Source organism: Paenibacillus sp. JNU01, assembly GCF_059130585.1.
In genome coordinates, this window is the sequence record NZ_CP169723.1 from 2691862 (window position 1) to 2716294 (window position 24433).

A 24433-nucleotide genomic window follows, 5' to 3' on the forward strand; every position below is an offset into this window, starting at 1 on the left:
TTTAATTTCACCCTATTTAAAAACGCTTTCATCCACTATCGTTAACCATAAGTTTAGCTTTGTGTAAAAGAATGCCAACCATTCATTCCACTTGAAGGAGGAACATCATGACACGCAAACTCAAACCGAAAGGCATCATTCCCAAGGTCACTGCCATGGTATTGACTACGGCATTGCTTGGACAAGTTGTTGCATCATCCGTTTATGCAGGAGACACGCTCCCTTACACAGGTGAAAGCGCCAAAGGGGTGAATCAGCCCTATCAGCACGGGTATACCTCAGCCCAGATTCTGAACTGGACACCTGAAAGTGACATCCATGGTGATCTGCTTCGTGCCCATGTCCCCCTGCAGCCCCGTAATGAACCGTTCGCTGCCACGCAAGCTTATCCTGAGCTTAGTCCAGACACCCAGCTATTTACGATGAGTGGCGATTACGGCAATGCATTCTTCGATAGCACACCTTATACCAATGAATTCAGCCAATATCTCTTTAATTATTGGCAGTATACAGACTACTACAGCTATTGGCATGGCATGGCTTCTGCCGGAGTGCCGGAGGAATTATACGATCCCAGTAAGGAGTGGACGGAGAAATACTTCGAGTTTGGCATTTTGAATATCCCGAATCCGGCCTATACCAACGCAGCTCACAAAAATGGCGTCAAATCCATTGCCAACATCTTTTTCTCGGACAATGACCGTGGGCCACAAACCTATAAACAAATGCTGATTCAGGATGAAAACGGCAATTTCCCTGTAGCCGAGAAACTTGCCGAGATGGCAGAATACTACAACTACGATGGATACTTCTTCAATCAGGAAGAGGTTGCCCGGGGTGTAGCCCATGAGGATATCGCTTCCTACAAGAAATTCATGAAATATCTAAGAGATAAAGGCCTGTACGTTCAGTGGTATGATTCCACCATCAATACAACAGGCAAGATTCAATACCAGAACCAATTTAACGGCCTTAATAGCCCCTTTGTAGAGGATTCCGTTCTCGGCAGAGTCTCGGATTCCATCTTCCTGAACTACGTATGGAACCACAAGATGCTACGCGATTCCCGCGACCATGCCCTCAGTCTGGGACTTGATCCACTGGAAACCGTATTTGCAGGTGTTGAAGGTGGTCATGACAGATTCGGCCGCTGGAAGCAATCCTACGACCTGCGCCACAATCTGGATGAGAACGGTCAGCCCATGAATAGTATCGCGACGCTGGGTGCAGATTTCACCCACAATGCCCTGGATGAAGAGATGGGCGATGGGAGTACGAATCATCGTGCGGAGGATCAGTATCAATGGATGACCTTTGTGCGCGATCGTGCTTGGTGGTCTGGTCCAAATCAGGACCCTACGGATGCGCGTCGTAACGCTTCTGCCAATCTGTCGGATGTGTATGCTTCCGGCGCAAACTGGGATGGGATTGCTGCATATCTTACCGAGCGATCCGTCATCAATGGCTCGAATTTTGCGACAAGCTTCAATACAGGTCACGGTTTGAAATATTATGAAGACGGCACTGTCTCGAACGACAAGGAATGGTCCAATATCAACATTCAGGATATCCCCGTCACTTGGCAATGGTGGATGGATAGCGAAGGCGACAAACTGAGTGTCGATTTTGATTATGGCCCATCTTATGAGAAAGGCGCAAGGTACAACTACGATTCCATTGGCGCATTCCAGGGCGGCAGCTCACTCGTGGTAAACGGTACACTGAACGCGGAGAACTTCCTGCGCCTGTACAAGACCGACCTGTCCGTCAACGGACAATCCACACTGGAGCTGACGTACAACAAACCGTCCACCAGCGATGCTTCCTCCCTGCATGTTGGTTTAATCTTCGAAGATGACCCGTCCAACGTGGTCAACGTAAATGTGCCTAATTCAGGCCATCATACGGAAGGCTGGAAGACAGCTACATTGGATCTGAGTGCATATCAAGGCAAGACCATTGCCGCTATGGGATTATCCTTTGACCCGAACGGTAAGACCATTGAGAACTATCAGATGAATATTGGCGAGATCCGCATTTCCGACGGTTCAGCGGCTGTACCGGATGCACCAACCGGTTTCCATATTGCCAAAGCACTGACCAATACCAATGAACTGGTTGTTGCCTGGGACATGAAGGACTATTCAGAGGTCAAACAATACAATTTATATGAAAATGGGGCCTATGTTGGCGGTGTGTATGATTCCACTTTTTATATTAAATCGCTAAAACAGCCTTCTGGTGAACTGTCCATACGTGCTGTTGGTGCAGATGGTACCGAAAGTAAAGCAACCGTCTTGGCTTATGATCTGAATGCAGCCGTTCAGAATATTGATGTGAAATTCAAAAAGAATGGCGATGCCATCGTAAGCTGGAACAACCCGAGGAAAGCAAAAGAAACAGGCAAGAATAAAGATGAGAATATGGATAAGGACAAAGGTAAAGGCAACGAGTCCATTCAGCTCACCCTAGAAACCGAATATACCAATGAACCCTTCACCAAGTCGCTTCAGGTCAAAAAAGGAAAATCATCTGCCGTTCTGACCGGACTTCCAACTAACGGTGAACATTATGTACTGAATATCGCCATTGGCGGGCAGAATCCGGTTACCCATACCGGACAACTCGCAGATCTTCAGATTACACCATACGCCAAGGATAAGGTCACGGTAAAAGATGGGAAATACACGCTTGCCCTGCCGGATCTGGAGGACTGGTATAAGATCTATGTTTATGAAAATGGGGTAGCACGTGAATTCGGCGTCACTTACGTTTCGCAGAAATTCCCGTATATCATTCGGGGAAGAACGAAGCTGAGTGAACTGACCTTCACACCAGCGTCCAGCAGCAGCTCTTTGAAGCTGATCATTGAGGATTATGCGGGCAATCAGGCCACGACAATCTTGAGGTAAATATAATTTTCGTGCACGCCTGTATGCTAGTTGAGATACGTACAGCCCTTCACTTCCCAAAGGAAGTTGAAGGGCTGTTTGTTCCTATAAGAACGCATCCACCTGCTGAACATTCAGTGCTTTTTGAACTAACGTATTTCTTTGATTACACCCCGTTTGACAACATTGAGGATAGATACTTCCGCAACTGCTTTTTGTCTATTTTATCCACAGCTGTTCTGGGCAAACTATCCACAATGAACAGTTGAGTCGGCCATTTGTACGGAGCAAGATATGGCTCACAAAACGCTCTCATCCGTGTCAGATCCAGACTATCACCGTTCCGTAACACTATGAAAGCAACGAGTTCCTCTCCTTCGTCAGGAAGAGAAAGTCCGATTACGGCCGCCTCGCTTACTGCCTCATGAGTCATAAGGACATGCTCCACTTCGGCACAGAACACATTGGAACCGCCCACAATGACCATATCCTTCAAGCGATCAAACACATACAGGTAACCTTCTTCATCCAGGCAACCGACATCCCCAGTTCGAATCCAACCATCGGGCATGGTCTCGGCAGAAGCCTCCAATTGACGCCAATATCCCATCATGATCTGTGCACCTCGAACAACGATTTCTCCAGCCTCACCCGTCATTGTCTCACTTCCGTCCGGATTTAATATCCGAACTTCGAAGGCCTGCTCACCCTGAACAGCCAGGTCGGCTGGACGACCTACGGATCGAAGGCGATGAGAATTCCCCATATGCTGAGCAGGAAAAAGACGGCTTATGGACATCCCGCATTCTGCTTGTGAGTAGTTATTCACAATAGTAGCATCAGGAAATTGCGATACAACCTCCTGTAGTGTATCCGGGGAAACAATGGACCCTCCGCAGCCAATAAGCGTTAGGCTCTTCAAGTTTCTCACTCCTACGGCTGCCTCGCGGGTAAAATCCCGAAGCAGTTGGCCTACTGTACTGAGTTGCGTAATCTGATCACGTTCAACAGTTTCCATAATGCGGTGTACATCCGCCGGGTATTCATCTAGGAATACAAGACAGCCCCCAGCAGCCATGGTCGCCCACAACTGGAACTGACCCACCAGATGGGATAAGTTAAGCACCAACACACGACGGCTGAGATCATGACCGAAGCCTACAGAAGGCGTAAGTTGATTCCAAGCAGCCATACCACGATGCGAATGCATGACCCCTTTGGGTCGGCCGGTTGTCCCACCCGTATAAATCAGGACTGCCGTATCGTCTACACTTGGTTTGAATTGGTCTTTTGGAGAGAACGCAGGTTCATGCTGCAAAAGAGCAGCGAGCGAACTGTTATTCGTCCCTTCTTCGTCTGTCGTGAACAGTTTTGGACAATACCCAAGAAGCTTTACCGTGGCGATCGCTGCGTTAGCATGTTGGTCATCATGTATAATCATATGTGGTTCTGCATCCTGTAATATGGCAGCGAGTTCAGGCACTGTTAGCATAGGAGACGGTACGAGCGGTATAGCACCGATCCCAACTGCTGCATAAAACGCAACAACGAGCTGGGGATCTGGATCACCTAAAAGGGCAAAGCGATCACCAGCCCGGAGTCCTTCAACATATAGAGCATAGCTCAGTCTTTCAACTTGACCGTTAAGCTCCCCATAACTCATCGTTTGCCCATGTCGCATTAACGCAGGTTGCTCAGGGTACAGACTTGCTGCAATTGGCAATCGTTCGGATAGAAGCAAGCAATTACCCCCAACATTTATATTTCCATTTTCTCCGTTAAGAAAACTATGGAATAAAAAGAGAGTAGCATATATCTGGAATAATAAGTAATCACTATCCCCTATTAAAATCATAAATTCTTCTGATATTACATTTCTATCAACCCTGGTTAAGTACGGAACGAAGGCGTACCCCAAGTACCCGAAGAAGAACTTTGGCTCGTGCTCCTAGTTTGTATCCTCCCATAGTTGGACGGAAAAAAGTATCTTTATATACTAAAAGTGAGAACTTTATATCTAAAGTAATTTCAACTTTTTTAACTCTTTTCCAATATACTTAACAAAAGTTCATAACGTCTCTTTAACCATTGAAATGACCTACTTATGATGTTTGTAATTATACTTGTATGAGTGATCCGGTAGGACGTCCAAATTTTTAAAAAAATAATCCCAACCTTTATTTCGCCTGGCACACTATATAATTGTCAGGAATTACAGATGCAACTATGGAGGAAACAATGGATTCAATTAGTACAAACGGAAAAGAAGCCGCTGAAGCGATTCGGAGCTATGTGAAACCGATTTTCGGTTTTGCGTTAAACCGGGTCAAGCACCGGGCCGAAGCGGAGGATCTGGCTCAGGAGATTATGCTGCAGTTGTTAAAATCCTTCTCTGGGCTGCGGGACATTAGAAGCCTTGACGCTTACGTCTGGACGGTTGCTCGATACACTTGGGTGAATTGGTTGAAAAAGCGCGAGCACGCTCCCCAAGTAATCGAAATCAACGGTATGTCTGAACTGTCTGCCGCCCCTTCCCGGGAGCCGCTTGACCGGTTGCTGGCAACCGAAGCTTCACGCGAGCTGCGCCGAGAAGTCGCGTTTCTGTCCGATATTCATCGCCGGATCGTGGTCATGCATTACTATGAAGAGCTTAAAATCAGCGATATCGCGATTGCTCTGGACATTCCTGCAGGCACGGTGAAGTGGCATTTGAGCGAAGCTAAAAAGGAGTTACGGAAAGGGATGAAACGTATGCGTGCAACAGGAACTTTAAGTGTCAATCCAATCAGCATGGGGGAAATGGGTCATTCCGGTTCGGCCGGCAAAATGGGCGAAACCAACGATTTTCTTGGGCGCGCCTTGGCGCAAAATATCGTTTACGCGGCTTATCACAAGGCGCGTACCGTGCATCAAATCGCGGAGGAGCTCGGAATGCCGCCATCTTTGTTAGAAGGCGAAGTCCAGCATTTGGCCGATTACAATTTTCTCATCCAAACCTCCCCCGGCAAATATCAAAGCAATACCATCGTCTGGGACCTCTTCGAGTTGGCCGTAGCCGGTCATCAATTCTGGCAAGATTGCGCCGCCGAAGTGGCCGATGTTCATTTCGACGCGTTAATGGAAGTTCGCAGGCAAGTCGAGGATAGCGGAGTGTACGTTCCAGACGGCGACTATAACTTCCTGCTCTGGACCTTGCTGCCCAAGAACATCGAGGAGCAATCTTGGCGGAGCATGCCGGCTGGTGAAAACTTCGATGCGGTCGCACCAATACGAAAGGACGGAGGTCAATATATTGCCTATGCGGCGTTAAATCGGAGCCACTATGCCGATCCGGGTTTTGATATGAGTAGTTACGTCACCTTCGGTCCGTCGCTTCGCTACGTCGAAGACTCTCCTTTATACTTGTGGCAATTCAATACGTACTGGAGCGACCGCCAGATGGATTGGCGTTTCCTGGAATATCGGAATGTCGAGATTTGTCATGCGTTCCAACAAGGGGAACTGCCCGACAACGAAGAGAACGCTGAGCAATATTCGTTCCTGCTGGAGAAGGGGTACATCCGCAAGACGAAGGAGGGGTACAAGTTCAATGCGATTTGGATGGACTCCCCGCAAACGTTGGATCGGTTGAACAAGGCAATGCCGGATTTGTCCGCTCTGTATGCGCCTGCTGTCGGCAAGCTCTACGATAAAATGCTCAACCTGTTCCTGCAAAATCAGCCGAAGCATTTGGAGCCGCAGCTTGCTTACATGGTGAGAGGCAACACCGGCGGAGGCCGGCTTGTCGCTTATATTTTGAAGCATTTGATCGATAACGGGAAGCTGAAACCGCCGTTGCCGCACCAGCAGAAGACGATTTCAACCTGGATGGGGCCTGTCAAGTAAGTCGGTTCGGAAATGTATACGAAGAATAGTCGTTCCCGGGCAGTGGCCATTTTTACACAAAACTCTGTCTGTCCAACGAAGTGATTAGGACATCTCTATTTCACAAGGCCCCCCCCCCCTGAACGTATGGAAATGATTAAAAACTACCCATGACGCATGTGCGTCATGGGTAGTTTTTAATCGCAATCGTATCTGCCAGAATTATCCTCTACCTTACGATTTTTTATCTTTCTTGTTGTCATTGAGCTAACGTTTCCCGTTGATTAAGAAGAGTCAAACTTTATGGTTCTGTATTTTCAGTACCTTCAGAAAAAAGAAAAGTTACCTCTAAATCATTATCGCCTCTAATTTCATCTATAGTTTTTGAAATCATATGGGAGTACCTCTGATATAACCAGTCTGTGGCAAACGGATCTTGACCTGAAATAATGAGAGTGTTGTCAATTTGAATTGCTGTAGTACTTGTAAACCACCTATCAAAGCTTGGCTGAGAGATTTGGTCTTTTATTTTTTCTAGAACTGATTTCCAAAGGTCATCCTTGTTATTAAGTATATTCGTTTTACTTGTATGAGCATCATTCTCTTCTGGAGTTAGGAAATAATCGACTGTATTATTAAATATCTTAGCTAATCGAACTAATATATCAATATCAGGTAAACTTACACCTCTCTCCCACTTTGAAACAGCCTGATGACTAACTTTTAAAACCTCACCAAGTTGTGTTTGCGTCATGGATAACTCTTTACGGTTTCTTGCTATAATCTCCCCGACCCGCTTAATATTTATCATTGGTTCACCTCCTAAAATGAATAGTAATTCAGGAACTTATTTATGTATATCAAATTGTGGTTGAAAAATACTCTTCAAATTGCAACTTATAGTTTCATTAAACTAGCCTGCCCGTTAGCTTAATGAGGAACTCATCATCCTAACATAATTTTCGTCTTCTCTACTTTCTGTAAAGGTATACCAATAAGGATCGTTAGCACTTGTGCAACCATCCCTATTGTCAGTCCGTTAGTTGAAATAAGCAATTGATCCCTTTGATACCCTGCTGACTATAAGTCCTAGGGATATTAAGATTGCATCTTTTTACAAACAGTATTCCAATTATAGAAGGGAGACCTGTCTTGATTTTATACATCAAAAGGAATCACTTATGTAACTCACAGCCACTCTCCCTAATTAGAGCGTCTCAACCAACTTCTGAATCTTGGAGTGGGAAATTAAATATACAGGACCTATTATTTCTATTTTGCCGTCCTTTACACGTATAGCACTCTCCTGTAATCCCGCATAAACATCAATATCCTCGGACAAGGGGAGCAGGTAGCCTTGAACCAGCGCATCGTAGTCGAGTCTGGCATGAGATTCGTAGGCAAAATGTCCAAAGCCTATACCATCATAAATTGTATTTGTTTCAACCTTATGGCCAGCATTTTTCGAGGATAACCATTTTGCAGCCATGTTTAACGCACCAGCGCTGGCACCAATGATAACGGCATGGCTGTTCTTAATCGCATTCGATAATTCATAATCCAACAAAAAATCGTTCTGCAATACAGGATCTCCACCGCATAAAAAAATGACAGAAGCGTTCTGAATGAATCGCTGAGCATCTTCTTTCTGCATGCGGTAATCAATGAAATGATATTCATCAAAAATAATGTTAGCCTGATTCAACCAAGTCCATTCAGTAATCTCATCCATGTTAATTGGCTCATCATTATAACCTGACGGATCAGCACTAATCATAACAAGCGATTTTCTGTCTTGTATATCCTCCTGCAAACAATGGACCAGTTTCTCTGGGAAAAAATGATTAAACCAACTTAAATAGTAATGAGTTTTCAAACTTAATACCTCCATATGTATTTTTACATTCATCCATTCTTAACTCGCTCCCATCAACAGACCGGTCTTCATTCCTAATAACCCCTGACATATCAAATCTCAATCTTTCAAACTTCCCAATCAACACTTCTGTAATCCTCTTTTTATATGCAGTATACAAAATAATCCAATTTATTAATAGAGTACTTTACCATAGCTATAATCACGTTAAAAAAGCCGGTCCTTCCCCCGGGCAACATACACTTTTGTATGGGTTACTTGCTTATAAATTCCACCATCTTCTGATGCAATTCCTTCTCGGAATATTGAAAGGTACATTAAAGTCTTGAGGGTTACGTTACGGATCAATGTGTTTAGAAACGAAACTGAGAACCGTTCATCGTTACTAATATGTTTTTTAAAACCTCACTTCAAATCATCTCTAAAATTTCATATCTTTACAAATTAATCATGATAAGCAAAGATTGGAGTAGTCTTCGAGCCATTTGTTTTCATCTGTCACAACGATCTGGAGGGAATCACATCACGTAACCGCCTCCCAACTGAAGGAGTGATAATCATGAAATACACCCATGCTTTATTATCAAGCGTCGTTGCTTTAGGTAACTTAGGCACGTTATCCACTGCACCAATTCCATTTCATGATTCTGATAAAGTAGCACACATTGCTACTAAAACAACTTCTGTGAACGCTTCGACATACCAGAATATACCTAAGTTCCATAAAACGATAGCCTCAAACAAAATGGTCTGGAAAGGTGACAACACCACTATAACTGCAAATACTGTAAAGCAGGATGCTGCTGCCGACTTTGAGCACAACATGATTGACACGATCACAGTTGCTCATGGTAAAGAAAAACACATCCTGCATACGGAAGACTTTGGAGTGAAATTAATCGATATCACAAGTGTTGCTGAATCTCCATCTAATAGCTGGATTGCTATCCGAGCAGAAAAAAGTGCCGGCAGCAATCTTATTCTTGTGAACGTTAAAACAGGAAAGTACATCATCTTAAACGAACGTCTTGAAAACGCAGGTAAACAAGATGTCGAAACCATTACATCTTATAATTGGTCACCAAAAGAAGACATCATTGCATTTGCTTATGGAAATACGGAGAAGAGCATTTTAGCCATATACGATACAAAGAAAGACCGTTTAGTTCATCTCCCTCGGGCAACCAACTATATTAGCACAGGTTTAATTTTATGGCATAAAAACGGAAAAAATATGGATTACATTAGTGAGTATCCTTCAGATCAATGGATTCTTTTCAGATACGATACCACAAGCAAAAAAGTTAAACCTGTAAAAAAGATGACTCGGAAAGAATCTCAGCAGTGGTTTAAATTAGATAAATAACATCATTATTTAACTCCCTTCCCTTGTCCCCTGCCTACTGACAACAGTTCTCTTGTCCATATTTTGTAGTAAACCGTTTTTCTTTACGACTTTCATGTCCTTTGTAGCGTTCATATTAGTGAACAGAATATTATAGTAAATTTGGGTTTCATCAAAGAAACAGGAGGTGATTGGTTTTTCCCCGTTAGAAGTCTAGTACTACGCAAATTAAAACCGAGGTGTAAAATGAAGAAATCTATCATCCTGTTACTATTCAGTACGCTGCTACTCTTGCTAATCCCCATGCACACCCATGCAGCTACGAATCAAACTAAAATTATTTTAGATGGCCAGGAGCTAGTTTTACCTCATGATATTGAAGTCGTTAATGTACGAAACAATATTATGATTCCGATTCGGGTAGTCGCTGAGAATTTAAAATTCAACGTGAAGTGGGACCAAAAAACACAAAATGTAAATATCGAACAAGCTTCCAATGCAATCTCCTTGACCGTTGGAAAGGATCAAGCTACAGTCCAGAACAACACCGTCCAACTTAATATCGCTCCACAAATGATCAAGAATACGGTTGTTGTTCCCCTACGTTTTGTTAGTGAAGAGATGGGTCTGAGAGTGGGCTGGAATAACAAAGACAAGATTGTTACGCTAACTAGCAATAATGTATCACAACCAGCTTCACCCTCTCATGGAAATGATGCAGGCACTAACCTGGTTCATGATATAACGTATGCCAATAATCAACTCGTCGTCTCATTGGACCGTGAAGTTGCTCCAGTCATATCTACACTTAAAAATCCCGAACGAATTATTTTGGATTTCCCATCCACCAATTTCGGAAATATGGGACAGGTCCCCTCTGGAGGATCCATGGGAAGACTGAATGTTAACGAATTCCCAAGTGTTACTGATATACGTTATTCTCTTTTCAAAAATGATCCTCCTCAGGTTCGAATCGTAATCGAATTAAACAATATAAATTCGGTGAATTACACACAACAGACAATCGCCGGCAAATTTATCTTTGATCTAAGTATGGCTAATGAACCTGCACCTGCAACTCCTGTGAACAGCGGCAAAAAAATCGTCATTATTGATCCGGGACATGGAGGAAGTGATCCAGGTACAATAAGTTACACTAAGCAACCCGAGAAACATTTTGCCCTTGCTTTAGGGCTAAAAGTGCAGGCTCTTTTGAAAAAGGAACCTGACATAGAACTAATAATGACTCGGGAAACAGATATCTACCCTACACGACCGGAACGTGTCAAACTTGCCAACGATCTCAACGCAGATGTGTTTGTATCTATACACGGTAACAGCGTCCCTGCTGCTCCTCAGATATCGGGAACGGAAACGTATTATTACCAACGGGAGAGCAGTAAAGCACTAGCGACCCTCATTCATAAAAATCTGATCGATGCCTTGGGATTTAAAGATCGTGGTGTTAAGAACGGAAACTACCAGGTGATCCGAGAAACTACAATGTCTGCCGTTCTTCTAGAAATCGGATTCTTAAGCAACCAGATGGAAGAAGAGGCCATGATGTCAGAAAGCAATCAAAATAAAGCAGCACAGGCCATTGTGGATGGGATAAAAGAGTATTTGAAGCTATAGGGCAGTGAATAATTCAAGAGGATGTGCTTCTATGAAAAAAAGAATCTATGTGGCTATCGCAATATGTGCAATAAGCATACTAGTGATAGGGTGCGGTAGCAAACCTACTTCTACTGGTCCAGTGCAGGGTTCCGATCCTGTAAATACGACACCAGCGCCAACAGCTAACCCAAGCGAAGAAAATGGAGAATCTCAAGAAATTGAGGTTTTTTACGCAGATGATCAATTATTACAAGTAGAGCAACGTAAGAAGGAAATTACATTCAAAGATGACTCCGAAAAATACAGTAAGACTTATGCAGCACTTCAAAGTAGTGATCAAACCGAACTAATTCCATTGTGGAGAAATATTGAACTGCTTTCTGCTACTTTTGATCAAGGGAAATTAACGCTGGATGTGCATATTCCGGATGAAGCAAGATTAGGGTCTGGCGGAGAACTCTTAGCGATCGATGCTTTGAAAGGAACCTTTTTTCAGTTTGATGAAGTAACCCGTATTGATTTGCTTGTTGATGGAGATGCAACTGACAGTTTAATGGGTCATGCAGAATTAGAACATCCACTAACCCGTGAATAGATCCATTCGATGGAAAATACAAAGCATGATTTAAAAATAAGAGCCATTCGCATTAATACGTTGCGAATGGCTCTTATTCCTTCGGTAAAAGTGGATTTGCACTTCTTCTTGGTCAGGGAGTTATGAAGTTCCTTTTTGTTTACTCGCCTGCATCTGCTGGGCAAATCTCATCATCTCTTCGAACTCTTCCTCAGATACGGCATCCCCATCGTTGCTTATGTCTTGTACAATCGGAATTTCGGGCTTAGCTTTGGTTCCTTTGCCGTATGTACGGGTACGGGTTCCAGCTGCACCAGCAGCCTGTTTGCCTTTGACCTTGGCCTGATCACGAATATATTGCACAGCTTTCTCATATGAGTTCACCTGTTTGAGCAACATGTTAGAGGCAATGGCCTCAACGAAGTTACGGTTAATCCGCTGCTCTCCGCCAGATACAAGTAATGCCATCAGATAATGAATCAATACATTGATGACTTCACCAGGCAACTTGTAGCTCAGATCAATTTTCTCAAATATATCGATCAGATTGTCCGGTACTGCACCTGGGAAGAACGTCTGCAACAGGCGGGTATACGGCTCGTTACGCAACATCATATTGTATTGATGAATATCACACTTCGTCATGAATTGCGGAGGTACTTCAACGTAATATTCCATCTGTACCCCATGCTCAACAGGTGGTTCACCGGAGTCTTCTTTCCGCTCTGGCTCCTCCATATGCTGCCTCAGTGCCACAACCTTGGCTGCCTGTACAGTCTGTTGCTCATGGCGCTTCTTCGTCTGTCTGAACTGCATGCTCGCTTTATGCTGAAGGTCATCCAGAATCAGCTGGCCCTGTGGAGTGAAGATATCATCTTCATCCAGCAAACGGCATACATCCTGCACACTAAGGTTGAACTTGTTCACTACATAATTGACAATGCCCAGTTGTTCATGATCGAACCGCAACTGCTCTACATGACGGCGATTGACCGACTCGCGCGGGAAACGCAAAATAATGTCGGCATAGTTCAAACTGTTTTCTTCCGCTGCATCGTTCGTGCCTGTCCGCTGGGCCGTCGTTGATACTTCCGACAAAGCCTGCTCCAACTCGTAATCAATCACATGGGTATTCAATTCAAATATATCGTAAAAGGGAACAGAAATATTCTCTTTGTTGGCTGCCGGATATGGCGCGTCCCCATTTTCCACTGCAGAGAAACCCGAACGCAGAGAAAGGACGGCGAATTTGCCTATCTTGTCACGAAGCAGCAGTGTCAAATGCTGTGTCCGGAAAAACTCTGCCGGAGAGAGCGGCGGTTGCAGCTCATATTCGTAGATGTAATCATCATTCTCCGGTATATATAGCCGTGAAGTCTGAAGTAGTCCCACCGCTTCAAGCTTGGATGCCTGCTCTACCAGATATTTACGCCCTTTCTCGCTTGGCTCCAGGCCAAGCGTCATGAACAGCCTCCGTTGCTGCTCCAGCGGCGAATAACCGACCTGTTCACCGGGAAGATGCTGAAACAACAGCCGATACAAGCCAACCGCAAAAGCACCTACCATGGGCTGATATGCTCCTGTAAGCATACGGTCATCCAGGGCGCTAAGTCCAAACTCCCTGTATACGCAGTAGCGATGATGTTCAGTATAATGGTGCAGATTCTTCATGCGCATAGCCTGATCTCCTTCTCCCCAAATGTGTGTTTATCTATTCTATCATAAATGTCTGATCCTCAAATGTTCAAAAACAGGTAAAAAGAGGGCCTGTTCTCGCTCCGTTTCGTCCTAGGTCGACATCATTCACGTTTTCGCCGAATTCAGCAAATTTCTAAAATAAAAATGTCGAGTGCCGCTAGAATACTATAAAAGCTGTAGCCGCAGAATACAAGGGATTCTCTAAAGAGAATGTTCTCCAAATGTATATGAAGTACAAGTGTACAATAAACCTTCTAATATAAGTGAACAGCAAAAAAGCCTTCCCTTTGTACTCGTAAGCGTTTACGACAAAGACAAGACTTTTACGCGATTACAGTGGCATGTGTTACCTCGTTCCAACGATCTAAAACATTTTGTACCCACCCAAACGTAACTTCTGGATCGTCCAACCACTGATTACCGCACCAGCCAGTCCAGCGATGCCCGTCATATAGTCCACAAGCTGGAAAGAACTCAGATGTGACATCAGAGACGACGAATGATCCCATAGAGAGTATACAACAACAGGCAGAATTACAATGATGAACAGATAGGAAGGAAACCAGGTGGTCTTCATCAGCATGTTCAGAATGAAACCGATACCAAACATCATAACGAAAAATAATACCATTAATACCAACACAGGTATAAATTGCATCGGGCGACATTCACCTCTTCTTTCACACTTTCGGGTTTCACTTCTGGATAGTAGTTAGTGTACCGCAAAAAATGTGGCGAAGCAACGAACTTTCTGGACAAATTTCCCTATATTCATGTACTGTTCATTTGCCCTTCTCCTTCATGTTGGGATACAATGTAAACGATAAAGCACTCACCCGTCCCTTATAGTGCGTGTTCAAAAAGACCGGTTTTCAGTGCGGACTTTTTAAATAACCCCTTATAGGGATTTGGAAATATACCTTGCAGGAGGAACACAACCAATGAACGAAGCAGCATCAACACTGGAGGGCTGGTATGCCCTGCATGATTTTCGCTCGATTAACTGGGCCGCCTGGAAAGCAGCAGATGATGAAGAACGTGCTGTAGCACTGGACGAGCTGGAGGAATTCTGGAAGGAATGGAAAGAAGTCGAGAATTCTTCCCAAGGAAGTACGGTCGTGTATACGGTTGTAGGTCAAAAAGCAGATCTTGTCATGATGCACCTGCGTGAAACGCTGGAAGATCTGAAGGCTGTTGAGAACGCATTTAACAAAACGATGTTTGCTCAATATACAACCAAATCGTATTCCTACGTCAGTGTAGTGGAACTGAGCAACTATCTTGGCAAAGAAGGCGAAGACCCGATGCAGAATCCGGAGATTATCGCCCGCCTAAAACCTGTTCTGCCACAACGGCAATACATCTGCTTCTATCCGATGAACAAAAAACGTGAGCTGAATGACAACTGGTACATGCTGTCCATGGACGAGCGTCGTACGATGATGCGCAGTCACGGCATGATTGGTCGCAGCTATGCGGGTAAAGTGAAACAGATTATTACCGGCTCTGTCGGTTTCGACGATTGGGAATGGGGCGTTACGCTGTTTGCAGATGATGCACTCCAGTTCAAGAAACTCGTCTATGAGATGCGTTTTGATGAAGTTAGCGCCCGTTATGGCGAATTTGGCTCCTTCTATGTGGGAAGTCTGTTGAATGAAGAAACGTTGGAAGACATGCTTAAGCTGTAAAAATAGTGCACTGTACAAAAAAGCACCGCGACATCTCCTGTAAAGGATATTGTCAGCGGTGCTTTATTATCTATGAATATTCTACTACCTCAAGCTTGATTTAGATCTATATTGTTTGAACTATTTATTTACACAAAAACGGAAAGGACAGAAAAAACCTGAAAAAGCGAAGCGTTCGCCTAAAAGCTTTCTGAAAGAAAGCTGCATCGGAAGCATACGCTATCACCGGATTTTCCCTTTAACAAAAGGGAATCAAAAAAATCTGGGGATAACAGCGATTGGAAGGTTATGTCTCTAATCCTCGTCCTCTTCATCAACAGCTTTCAGTGATTCGAGGAATTCGGCAGTGGCCCGGTCACGGTCGCGACCTTTCTCTTTAAGTCGCTCAATCGCGGGCATAATGAGAATATCCACTTCTTTCTGCACGATGTAGGCCAGATCATATTGATCCTGTTCCTCCAGATAACCACCGACCTGCATCAGGGCGTTGTACCGATCCAGTTCGTCACGCGTCAATAACCCCCGGACCTGAACACTGCAATGTCTCATCCAAAAAACCGCCCTTTCTTCAGGACTAGCGGAATACCACCAATGATGAACAGATAACGCAGATCAACCAGCTTCTTCAACTGAGCCGCTTTCCAACCCTTGTACTTCTTGCCGCCTACAACAGCAATCGCTTCACCTTTACCCAATGAAGCAACCGTACCTTTGCTCGTAAATACAAAAGGCTGTGGCTGTTTCTTGCGAATGGATGCCACGACGTTCTTCGCGCAATTCACACCCTGCTGCATCGCAATCTGGGCTGTTGGCGGGTAAGGCCGTCCTTCCGCGTTGAACACAAGTGAATTATCACCAATCACATAAACATGCTCATGTCCCGGGGCACGCAGATAGTCATCCACTTTTACCCGGCCACGCATCACTTCAAGACCGGCCTGTTCCAGCAGTGAGTTACCACGAATACCACCGGTCCACACCACTGTGGCAGCATCGAGCTTTTCACCCTCACCCACAATAACCCCATCGGGGAGACACTGTTTGATCGGAACACCAATTTTGAAGGTAACGCCCTTCTTCTTCAGCACGTTCATCGCATGTTCTACCAGTTCCGGGTCAAATCCAGGCAAGGCCGAAGGCGCTGCCTCTACATTATAGATATGCACATGTTTAGGATTCACGTCGAACTCCTTGCACAGCTGTGGAATACGATCTGCAAGTTCAGCTACGAATTCAACGCCACTGAAACCTGCTCCACCTACAACAAAACGAATACGATTTCGTTTGTTATCGTTTTTGTACATCGCAAATTGATATTCGATGTGTTCTCGGATCAGTCTAACCGAGTTAATGCTGCGGATTGTCATGGCGTGATCGAGCATACCCGGAATACCGAAGGTCTCAGGCTCACCGCCTAGTCCAATAATCAGATAATCATAGGATAACGTGCCGTCCTCCAGAATAATCTTCCGATCCTGCAGTCGAATCTCCTTGACAGAAGATTTAACCAGATCAATCTTGAACTCATCAATCAGCTTCGAAATAGGGACTCTTGCATGCTCAATGGTATCCGTGCCGGCTGCCGGCATATGTAGATGTGTAGTAATATAATGATAATCATGCCGGTTCACCAATGTGACGTCGGCCTCGTTATAGTTCAATTCCTTCTGCAGCCGCTGGGCTGTCAGAATCCCGCCATAGCCCGCGCCGAGGATGACGATTTTGGGAATACTGCTCATGTCTATACCCCTTCCGGTTTCACTTGCATCAGCCCAATCTTGGTTGAGATGCAAAATGCACATACTTACAAATATTGATGAGGTCTTGCCCATTATGACGACAAATGTTAACTTCGCGAATTTATTTAAACGTTTGCATCAATTTCATAGCTTATTCCATTGATTCGTTTGCACGCAAGTTAGCGATTCAAGTTGTGAAATTAACCACAAGATTCTACAAAACACGGGATCTGTGCTCATATTACATATTGACTCTAAATTAGACAAAAAAACACATAGTACAGGTCAAGGATATCTGTATTTGTAGCAAAGATCAAGGTTTTTTTTGTTATTTTTCATAACCTTTCATTTCCAATTTCATCCTATTCTCATCTGATCTTCATCAATTATTCTCAGATTCGTGATACAGCTAACTTTGCAACCCTGAATACACCGTTTATAATAGGAAAGACAGTTCAGCACCCATGCCGGTTATGATCCGTAGCCTGCACATTTTTCCTGTTAACTACCTATTAAAATATGAAAGGTGTTGTTGATTCTTGACTGCACAGAATTCCAGTCATGATATGACTGATTTACTTATTATCGGTGGAGGCCCTGCGGGTCTGTTCGCCGCATTTTACGGTGGGATGCGTCAGGCATCCGTTACACTGGTTGAAAGCATGCCACAGCTTGGCGGACAACTTGCCGCTCTTTACCCGGAGAAATACATCTATGATGTCGCCGGATTCCCGAAAGTTACAGCTCAGGAACTGGTGAATAACCTGGTTGAGCAAATGAGTCATTTTAACCCGAACATCCGCCTTGAAGAAAAGGTTGTATCAGTGGAGAAAAAGGATGAGCAACATTTCATCGTGAAGACGGATGAGAATGAATATCATGCCAAAGCTGTCATTATTACAGCTGGTGTAGGTGCATTCGAACCACGTCGCCTGGAGCTTGAAGGTGCTGCCAAGTTCGAGAAGAGCAACCTGCACTACTTTATCAGTGATCTGAATGCCTTCGCGGGCAAAAAAGTACTGATCAGTGGCGGCGGTGACTCCGCGGTAGACTGGGCACTCATGCTCGAACCCATCGCTGAGCAAGTGACGCTGATCCACCGCCGGGACAAGTTCCGTGCGCATGAGCACAGTGTCGAAAATCTGATGAATTCCAAGGTGAATGTCGTTACACCGACCGAAATCACGGAACTTCATGGGGATGACACCATTACCAAGGTAACCCTTGCCCATGTAAAAACCAAAGAAACTCAGGAAATTGAAGTGGATGACGTAATTGTTAACTTCGGATTTGTCTCTTCTCTCGGACCCATTGCCGAGTGGGGCATCGAAATTGACAGCAACTCCATCGTTGTGGATTCCCGCATGGAAACATCCATTCCAGGGATCTTCGCTGCCGGGGATATCACCACATACCCGGGTAAATTGAAGCTGATCGCTGTCGGATTTGGCGAAGCTCCAACAGCCGTCAACAATGCGAAAGTATACTTCGATCCAGACGCCAAGTTGTCCCCAGGACACAGCAGTAACATGAAACGCTAGTTTCGCTGAATGAACATATATTGATACAAAAAAGGGTATCTTACTCCTGAATGAATCCAGATCAGGAGGGATACCCTTGTCTTATATATGCCCGCTGTGTAACGGTCTGGTTGTACCGGAGCAGGCTTGCCCCCACTGCCTTCAGGGACTGTTAGAATGCGGCAAATTGGACGACTACACCGGACCATACAGCCCCTACGTATTCCAATCTTCCTCTGACACGGTAGACGAAGTCGAAAACGTTTGCAATCATGTGTTGTACTGTCCACATTGTCAGACGAGCACGCCATGGCCTGTCTCACTATGGGACTTGTCCGGAAACCTGTAACATTGCCTGCAATGAGGATCTCTAGTGAAGAATGGCAGATACGTCGGTACCCAGTTTGCGCTTATGGATTTCTGCCAACAGCAGTGCGATGAAATCTCGTTCGAGATTCAACTCAATCGCTTTATGGTAGGAATCCAACAACATCTCATCGGATAACATAGCCATTTCCCGCCACAACCTTTCCTTTTTTTTCCTCAAAACTATCATATCAGAGTTTCATATAGAGAACAAGCGTTCTTGTTATCCACAACGTTATGTGGAAATCCTGTGCATAGTTTGTTGATAAATGGAAAAAATGTAGAGTAATCAACGTGTATAGTGTGGACAATATTTATGCACAGGCATGTTGTACTACGGTCAGAACGTTTATCTGCGTATTTTTTTTGGAATAAATTCATAGTTTCAAGACTTGTTGCGAGTAAATTACCCGGTAATGTAAAATTTCAAACCTTTTTCATACTGTTTTCTTCTATATATTATCGGTTTTTCTTGGATTTTCTTGAGCTTTCCCATTCATTTTCTATTGGGGTCTGGTATTCACTTCCAGAATCCAGATCTTGCCTGAATAATCCAGTCCATAATCGAATCCAAGCTGACCAACACCAGGGAACTGACGTTCCATAATGTATGTGCATGTCAGTGTAAGTGAACGCATCTCCCTGCGTTTGTGTCGACCAGATATGTGGGGCAGGGATAAACCGAGAGCTTGCCTTCCTGATAACATGGTGCCACCCTTGCTCAGATTCGTTACACAAAGTCCGGGACGAGCGAGTCGTCCAACCAAGGAACGGAATACCCAGCCTCGGTCTGTTTTAACAACTTTGACTCTGTAATCAACAGGTCTCCCTTGAATCGTTGCCAAATGAATGCCTTGCTGGATCAAGTACCTGCGTCTAGCCTTTACACGCACCAGAGAGCGATACATCTGGCTGAAACTGGCGAAAGAACGTGTCGTTTTCATATGGGTGTATCGATAAGCCCCACCGCTCGCCGATACCCGAATAACACCATAACCTCCGCCACCTACAATAGGTTTGACGTACACCATTCCATAACGACTGAGCATGTGCAGCAGATTCCCTGAGTTGAACGCCTTGGTCTGTGGAATATGGACAGCAGCTACGGGGTATTTCATCAGTGCCGCTGTCTTCCGCCACTTGCTTGCAAGCTGTCTCGACATGGGTTGATCTCCTTCCCTAGAACAATAGTCCTTCCTTATACATACTCAACAGTAGCCTTGCTTTCTTGGATGTCTGTCCACGGCAGGGGCCCCTTTTCCATGAAACTTGTCCCAAGGTGATGGCGGAAACCGGAACAAGCGCCCGGTTTGCTTTTCAAACAAGTCAATCTGTCGTATGCTACTAAGGAACGGCTTGGAAGGGCTTAAATACGAGGATCTAAGGAGCGTTTAGAACAAATGGAAGCATTTTTCAAATCACTTTATGGCGTAGCCTATTTTGCAATGTCGATCGTTCTGGTAGCCGTTACGGTACTTCTCTTTGTCACAGGTATTCGACTGTTTATTCAAAAGCGCAATCGCGGCTTTGCCGTGAGTTGTCTTATATTTGCCTGTTTCATCGTCTTTATCATTGTTGTTATGTTAACCACGCCCTTCTCTGCCACACCGCCGGGTTCACCGGAAGCCATGGCTACCCTTCTTCACTTCGGGTAGTTGAACCTCTGTAGAAGGAGATGCTTATGACACGTACTAATGAAACCATAGGAATTATTGATATCGGCTCGAACTCCATTCGCCTGGTTATCTATGAACTGGATCAGGATGCAGCCTATCGCATCATTCATGAAGACAAATACGCTGCTCGTCTGAGCAGCGTTGTTGAGTCGGATGGTACCATCCTTCGCCATTCTCTGGATAAAGCCATCACCATCTTGCGTCAATTCAAAGCGACCTGTGAAGCGTATCAGACCAAACTGATCCGTGCAGCAGCTACGGCAGCCATTCGTAATGCAAGCAATGTTCTGCAGATTATCGAATGGCTGGAGACAGAGACGGGGCTTACCATCGAATGTGTATCCGGAGATCGGGAGGCCTATTACGGTTTCCTTGGTGTTACTCAGTCCATTGATCTGGCAGACGGGTTCGTCGTAGATATTGGAGGCGGCAGTACGGAGATCACAGTCTTTCGGGATCGGAAGAGGTTAAATAGCATTTCCCTTCCCATTGGTGCAGTGAATTCACATGCCCGTTATGGGGAGGAAGATCAGTGGACCGAGGAGAATGTGAATGCGCTGTGCAATGAAGTCATTCAAGCTCTCCGTGGACAGGATTGGATTCATGAGCATCCTGGCCTGCCACTCATCGGACTTGGCGGCACGATGCGTACACTCGCCAAAGTGGAGCAGAAGCGTACCCAGTACTCGCTGCCTGTCACCCATCATTATGAGATCAGCGAGCAAGCAATGGAGAACATCGCTCGCTCCCTGCCACATCTCACTTCGGCACAGCGCAAAAAGGTGCCAGGGCTCGCTAAAGATCGCGCAGACATCATCGTGCCCGGCGTATTGATCCTGCGAACCGTCTTCCAGTTAATACAGGGAGATCGTTATGTGGTTAGTGGTGCAGGTCTGCGAGACGGGTTGCTGCGTGATTACTTGGCTGGAGGTCAGCCGGTCGTTCCGGACGCGCTGAAGGACAGCATCCGTAATTTTATCCATTTTGGTCCGCCTATTCCAGAGAAACGTCTGCAACGGATTCATCAGGATGCGGTTACCCTGTATACTGCACTAGAAGGTACTGCTCCTGATGAGGCAGATGCCCGAATCCTGTATGCGTCCTCCATGCTGCACATGGCAGGCAAGCAGATTAACTATTTCCGTTATGCGCAGCACTCGGCTTATTGGATTATGAATGCAAGCATCTATGGACTTTCTCACCGGGAGACGATCCTTAGTGCCTGCGCAGCCGATTATCATCCCAAAAAAAGAACGCCCCAACTGCTGAATAAGCATCGGGACATTCTGAAAAACTCGGATGAGCGACATGCTCATCGTATAGGCTCACTTCTGCGCGTAGCCGAAGCGATTAATCGGTCCGAGAGCATCGCTGCGATTGAAGCAACCAAAGAAAACGACTCGCTGCAGGTGCAGTTCACCTGTACAGCAGAGCCGTTACTGGAACTTGATGGTCTCGAAGAGGCCGTCAAGGATCTGAAGGAAGCCTGGGGAATTACGTTATCGTACTCCATTCAGCAGGTTTCCAAGGGATAATTCCCATAGCCTCCGTCTGACTTCTCAGCGGGGGCTTTTCATTTTTCACAAATACATAATTGCCACCAGGCATAAGCTCTCTGGCTTTGACATTATCATTAAGGGACAGATTAAGAATATCGACCAGCATCTTCTTCAGCTCTGGATCGAAAACGGGACACATCAGTTCAATTCTTCGATTGAGGTTACGTGTCATCCAGTCTGCACTGGAGATGAATACATCCGGGTTGCCGCTATTTTCAAAATAAAACAACCGTGAATGCTCCAGAAAACGATCCACAATGCTAATGACCCGAATATTCTCACTGAGCCCCTCGACCCCTGGACGCAGACAACATACGCCACGTACGATCAGATCAATCTGCACACCGGCCTGAGAAGCCTCGTACAACTCATCAATCATATCCTGATGGGATAAGGAATTGATCTTGGCTATGATTCTGGAAGGTTTGCCTTTCAGCGCGTGTTCCGTTTCTCGACGAATCAGTGAGAACAGCTCATCCTTCATACCATCTGGAGCTACACGGAACGCTTGCAATGCCTTCGGACCGGAATATCCGGTAATCTCATTGAACAACTCGGAGGCATCTTCCCCAATAATCGGATTGGAGGTGAACAGACCTACGTCCGTATACACTTTGGCTGTACTCTCATTGTAGTTACCGGTTCCTACATGAACATATCGTCTCAATCCCTGCTGTTCCCGGCGTACGACAAGAATGATTTTGGCATGTGTCTTGAGTCCAACCAGCCCATAAACCACGTGACAACCGGCTTTCTCCAGCTTACGCGCCCAAGCAATGTTACGCTCCTCATCAAACCGGGCTTTCAGTTCCACTACCACCGTAACCTGCTTACCACTCTCAGCCGCAAGTGCAAGTGCCGGAATAAGGCGTGAATCGCCATTGACCCGATATAATGTCATCTTGATGGCCAGCACTCTTGGATCTTCCGAAGCCTCCAATATAAAATCAGTGACCGGTTCAAACGATTCATACGGATGATGCACCAGTACATCGCGTTTGCGCAGCAGCTCAAAATGACTTTCTCTTGGCAGAAACTCCGGTGGATAGACTGGCTTTACCGGACTGTACTTCAGATGTGAGAAACTTTCCAGACTGTCCACGAATCCAGCCAGAAAACTCAGATCGAGTGGTCCATCAATCTCGTACACCGGGTCTTGGATTTCGAATTCCTCCTGCAATTCCAATAAAGCATCCGGACGAAAATCTTTGCAGACCTCCAGTCGAACAGGAGCACCTCTGCGTCTGCGCCGTAATTCTTTTTCAATCGCTTCAAGCAGATCTTCCGCTTCCTCTTCATTAATGAACAGATCCGCATTGCGGGTCACCCGGAATTCCTGTGCAGCAAGCGAGATATAACCGCTGAAGAGTGTATGAATATGATGTTTGATGAGGTCTTCAATCAGGATGAACGTTTTCTTTTTGCTATTCGCCCGAATGGGAGCCTGCACTACCCGCGGAAGATTGGAAGGTACCTGGACAATGGCCATAAACGGCTCGCCCTCTTGCTCCCCTTCCTTCTGCAGCATTACGGACAGATAGACCGACTTGTTGTGCACCAATGGGAACGGACGACTCTGGTCAATCGCCATCGGTGTGAGTACCGGGAAAATAATATCATGAAAGTACTGGTCCATTGCGCGCTGTTGTGTCACATTAAGATCTGTATATTCCTGAATGTTTACGCCTTTCTTGGCGAGTAGACGAATGAGTTCACGATACGTTTTATATTGTTCGGCGACCATGCCCCCGGTTCGTTTGATCAATCTGCGGTACAATCCCGAAGGCGTGTATCCTGTAAAATCCTTTTGCGTGAATCCGGCCTTGATCTTCTCTTTCGTCTCTGCCACCCTTACACTGACGAACTCGTCCAGATTACTAGCGACAATACCGAGAAATCTCATGCGTTCCAGCAGAGGCGTTGTTGGATCCTGGGCCTCCTGAAGTACGCGCCGATTAAATTCAACCCAACTCAAATCACGATTAACGTAGTTACCTGTTTTGACGTCTCTATGCATGTA

Annotated in this window: 20 protein-coding genes; 10 read left to right on the forward strand and 10 right to left on the reverse strand. The window is 45.3% G+C overall.

What is annotated here, in order from left to right; genetic code table 11:
• The first annotated feature begins 107 nt into the window (after positions 1-107).
• Complete coding sequence (locus tag NLBNIHML_RS11670) at positions 108-2912, forward strand: endo-beta-N-acetylglucosaminidase (RefSeq protein WP_494354422.1); 2805 nt, start codon at positions 108-110, stop codon at positions 2910-2912.
• A gap of 145 nt (positions 2913-3057) precedes the next feature.
• Here NLBNIHML_RS11670 and NLBNIHML_RS11675 read toward each other — a convergent pair whose 3' ends face one another.
• A complete protein-coding gene (locus NLBNIHML_RS11675; protein WP_494354423.1) occupies positions 3058-4632 on the reverse strand; it encodes a class I adenylate-forming enzyme family protein in 1575 nt (524 codons plus the stop codon).
• Between the two features lie 497 nt (positions 4633-5129).
• Here NLBNIHML_RS11675 and NLBNIHML_RS11680 point away from each other — a divergent pair, with 497 nt between their 5' ends.
• Positions 5130-6776, forward strand: a complete 1647-nt coding sequence (locus tag NLBNIHML_RS11680) for an RNA polymerase sigma factor (protein ID WP_494354424.1) — start codon at positions 5130-5132, stop codon at positions 6774-6776.
• A 280-nt stretch (positions 6777-7056) separates the two neighbouring features.
• Here the strand turns inward: NLBNIHML_RS11680 and NLBNIHML_RS11685 are convergent, their stop codons facing one another.
• Entirely contained in the window at positions 7057-7566 is a 510-nt protein-coding gene (locus NLBNIHML_RS11685; protein ID WP_339257215.1) for a helix-turn-helix domain-containing protein, read from the reverse strand.
• Between the two features lie 396 nt (positions 7567-7962).
• Positions 7963-8631: a type 1 glutamine amidotransferase family protein gene (locus NLBNIHML_RS11690; protein ID WP_494354425.1), complete on the reverse strand. Its 669-nt coding sequence runs from the start codon at positions 8629-8631 to the stop codon at positions 7963-7965.
• 559 nt (positions 8632-9190) lie between these two features.
• On the opposite strand from NLBNIHML_RS11690, the gene NLBNIHML_RS11695 reads away from it, so the two are divergent.
• The 3 genes from NLBNIHML_RS11695 to NLBNIHML_RS11705 all read left to right on the forward strand — a co-directional run bounded on the left by NLBNIHML_RS11695 (position 9191) and on the right by NLBNIHML_RS11705 (position 12188).
• Positions 9191-9997 (forward strand): hypothetical protein, encoded by an 807-nt coding sequence (locus NLBNIHML_RS11695; protein ID WP_494354426.1) that lies wholly within the window; start codon positions 9191-9193, stop codon positions 9995-9997.
• 225 nt (positions 9998-10222) lie between these two features.
• Positions 10223-11611: an N-acetylmuramoyl-L-alanine amidase family protein gene (locus NLBNIHML_RS11700; protein WP_494354427.1), complete on the forward strand. Its 1389-nt coding sequence runs from the start codon at positions 10223-10225 to the stop codon at positions 11609-11611.
• Between the two features lie 31 nt (positions 11612-11642).
• Positions 11643-12188: a GerMN domain-containing protein gene (locus NLBNIHML_RS11705; protein ID WP_342570998.1), complete on the forward strand. Its 546-nt coding sequence runs from the start codon at positions 11643-11645 to the stop codon at positions 12186-12188.
• Positions 12189-12308: 120 nt separating this feature from the next.
• Here the strand turns inward: NLBNIHML_RS11705 and NLBNIHML_RS11710 are convergent, their stop codons facing one another.
• Together NLBNIHML_RS11710 and NLBNIHML_RS11715 are read right to left on the reverse strand one after the other, a co-directional pair.
• Positions 12309-13844, reverse strand: a complete 1536-nt coding sequence (locus NLBNIHML_RS11710) for a replication initiation and membrane attachment family protein (RefSeq protein ID WP_253440624.1) — start codon at positions 13842-13844, stop codon at positions 12309-12311.
• Positions 13845-14229: 385 nt separating this feature from the next.
• Positions 14230-14523: a YuiB family protein gene (locus NLBNIHML_RS11715; RefSeq protein WP_339237474.1), complete on the reverse strand. Its 294-nt coding sequence runs from the start codon at positions 14521-14523 to the stop codon at positions 14230-14232.
• 283 nt (positions 14524-14806) lie between these two features.
• On the opposite strand from NLBNIHML_RS11715, the gene hemQ reads away from it, so the two are divergent.
• Positions 14807-15553 (forward strand): hydrogen peroxide-dependent heme synthase, encoded by a 747-nt coding sequence (gene hemQ / locus NLBNIHML_RS11720; RefSeq protein WP_024632647.1) that lies wholly within the window; start codon positions 14807-14809, stop codon positions 15551-15553.
• 294 nt (positions 15554-15847) lie between these two features.
• On the opposite strand, the gene NLBNIHML_RS11725 is transcribed toward hemQ, so the two are convergent.
• Both NLBNIHML_RS11725 and NLBNIHML_RS11730 read right to left on the reverse strand, forming a co-directional pair.
• On the reverse strand, positions 15848-16102 hold the full coding sequence (locus tag NLBNIHML_RS11725) for a hypothetical protein (protein ID WP_339237475.1): 255 nt from the start codon (positions 16100-16102) through the stop codon (positions 15848-15850).
• Positions 16099-17292 (reverse strand): NAD(P)/FAD-dependent oxidoreductase, encoded by a 1194-nt coding sequence (locus tag NLBNIHML_RS11730; protein WP_036605766.1) that lies wholly within the window; start codon positions 17290-17292, stop codon positions 16099-16101. Before NLBNIHML_RS11730 ends, NLBNIHML_RS11725 begins: the two co-directional genes overlap by 4 nt.
• 566 nt (positions 17293-17858) lie before the next feature.
• Between NLBNIHML_RS11730 and NLBNIHML_RS11735 the strand changes: the two genes are divergently transcribed.
• Together NLBNIHML_RS11735 and NLBNIHML_RS11740 are read left to right on the forward strand one after the other, a co-directional pair.
• Positions 17859-18833: an NAD(P)/FAD-dependent oxidoreductase gene (locus NLBNIHML_RS11735; protein WP_442033498.1), complete on the forward strand. Its 975-nt coding sequence runs from the start codon at positions 17859-17861 to the stop codon at positions 18831-18833.
• A gap of 76 nt (positions 18834-18909) precedes the next feature.
• Positions 18910-19161 (forward strand): hypothetical protein, encoded by a 252-nt coding sequence (locus tag NLBNIHML_RS11740; protein WP_494354428.1) that lies wholly within the window; start codon positions 18910-18912, stop codon positions 19159-19161.
• Between the two features lie 21 nt (positions 19162-19182).
• On the opposite strand, the gene NLBNIHML_RS11745 is transcribed toward NLBNIHML_RS11740, so the two are convergent.
• Both NLBNIHML_RS11745 and NLBNIHML_RS11750 read right to left on the reverse strand, forming a co-directional pair.
• Positions 19183-19326 carry a sporulation histidine kinase inhibitor Sda gene (locus NLBNIHML_RS11745; RefSeq protein WP_017692430.1) on the reverse strand — a complete coding sequence of 48 codons (144 nt, stop codon included), beginning with the start codon at positions 19324-19326 and terminating at the stop codon, positions 19183-19185.
• 355 nt (positions 19327-19681) lie between these two features.
• The gene (locus tag NLBNIHML_RS11750; RefSeq protein WP_339237480.1) at positions 19682-20341 is read right to left on the reverse strand and encodes a YheC/YheD family protein; all 660 of its coding nucleotides are present in this window, start codon (positions 20339-20341) and stop codon (positions 19682-19684) included.
• 237 nt (positions 20342-20578) lie between these two features.
• Here NLBNIHML_RS11750 and NLBNIHML_RS11755 point away from each other — a divergent pair, with 237 nt between their 5' ends.
• Complete coding sequence (locus NLBNIHML_RS11755) at positions 20579-20833, forward strand: hypothetical protein (RefSeq protein WP_494354429.1); 255 nt, start codon at positions 20579-20581, stop codon at positions 20831-20833.
• Between the two features lie 26 nt (positions 20834-20859).
• Positions 20860-22389: a Ppx/GppA phosphatase family protein gene (locus tag NLBNIHML_RS11760; protein WP_494354430.1), complete on the forward strand. Its 1530-nt coding sequence runs from the start codon at positions 20860-20862 to the stop codon at positions 22387-22389.
• Here NLBNIHML_RS11760 and ppk1 read toward each other — a convergent pair.
• A complete protein-coding gene (gene ppk1, locus NLBNIHML_RS11765; RefSeq protein ID WP_339237486.1) occupies positions 22349-24430 on the reverse strand; it encodes a polyphosphate kinase 1 in 2082 nt (693 codons plus the stop codon). The two genes, NLBNIHML_RS11760 and ppk1, sit on opposite strands and share 41 nt — an antisense overlap.
• Positions 24431-24433: the final 3 nt, after the last annotated feature.

Coding starts and splice junctions, on each gene's coding strand:
- NLBNIHML_RS11680 (WP_494354424.1), top strand. CDS start 5,130: ATGGATTCAATTAGTACAAACGGAAAAGAAGCCGCTGAAGCGATTCGG.
- NLBNIHML_RS11685 (WP_339257215.1), bottom strand. CDS start 7,566: ATGATAAATATTAAGCGGGTCGGGGAGATTATAGCAAGAAACCGTAAA.
- NLBNIHML_RS11760 (WP_494354430.1), top strand. CDS start 20,860: ATGACACGTACTAATGAAACCATAGGAATTATTGATATCGGCTCGAAC.
- NLBNIHML_RS11735 (WP_442033498.1), top strand. CDS start 17,859: ATGACTGATTTACTTATTATCGGTGGAGGCCCTGCGGGTCTGTTCGCC.
- NLBNIHML_RS11750 (WP_339237480.1), bottom strand. CDS start 20,341: ATGTCGAGACAGCTTGCAAGCAAGTGGCGGAAGACAGCGGCACTGATG.
- NLBNIHML_RS11670 (WP_494354422.1), top strand. CDS start 108: ATGACACGCAAACTCAAACCGAAAGGCATCATTCCCAAGGTCACTGCC.
- NLBNIHML_RS11695 (WP_494354426.1), top strand. CDS start 9,191: ATGAAATACACCCATGCTTTATTATCAAGCGTCGTTGCTTTAGGTAAC.
- ppk1 (WP_339237486.1), bottom strand. CDS start 24,430: ATGCATAGAGACGTCAAAACAGGTAACTACGTTAATCGTGATTTGAGT.
- hemQ (WP_024632647.1), top strand. CDS start 14,807: ATGAACGAAGCAGCATCAACACTGGAGGGCTGGTATGCCCTGCATGAT.
- NLBNIHML_RS11755 (WP_494354429.1), top strand. CDS start 20,579: ATGGAAGCATTTTTCAAATCACTTTATGGCGTAGCCTATTTTGCAATG.
- NLBNIHML_RS11715 (WP_339237474.1), bottom strand. CDS start 14,523: ATGCAATTTATACCTGTGTTGGTATTAATGGTATTATTTTTCGTTATG.
- NLBNIHML_RS11745 (WP_017692430.1), bottom strand. CDS start 19,326: ATGGCTATGTTATCCGATGAGATGTTGTTGGATTCCTACCATAAAGCG.
- NLBNIHML_RS11725 (WP_339237475.1), bottom strand. CDS start 16,102: ATGAGACATTGCAGTGTTCAGGTCCGGGGGTTATTGACGCGTGACGAA.
- NLBNIHML_RS11700 (WP_494354427.1), top strand. CDS start 10,223: ATGAAGAAATCTATCATCCTGTTACTATTCAGTACGCTGCTACTCTTG.
- NLBNIHML_RS11710 (WP_253440624.1), bottom strand. CDS start 13,844: ATGCGCATGAAGAATCTGCACCATTATACTGAACATCATCGCTACTGC.
- NLBNIHML_RS11730 (WP_036605766.1), bottom strand. CDS start 17,292: ATGAGCAGTATTCCCAAAATCGTCATCCTCGGCGCGGGCTATGGCGGG.
- NLBNIHML_RS11705 (WP_342570998.1), top strand. CDS start 11,643: ATGAAAAAAAGAATCTATGTGGCTATCGCAATATGTGCAATAAGCATA.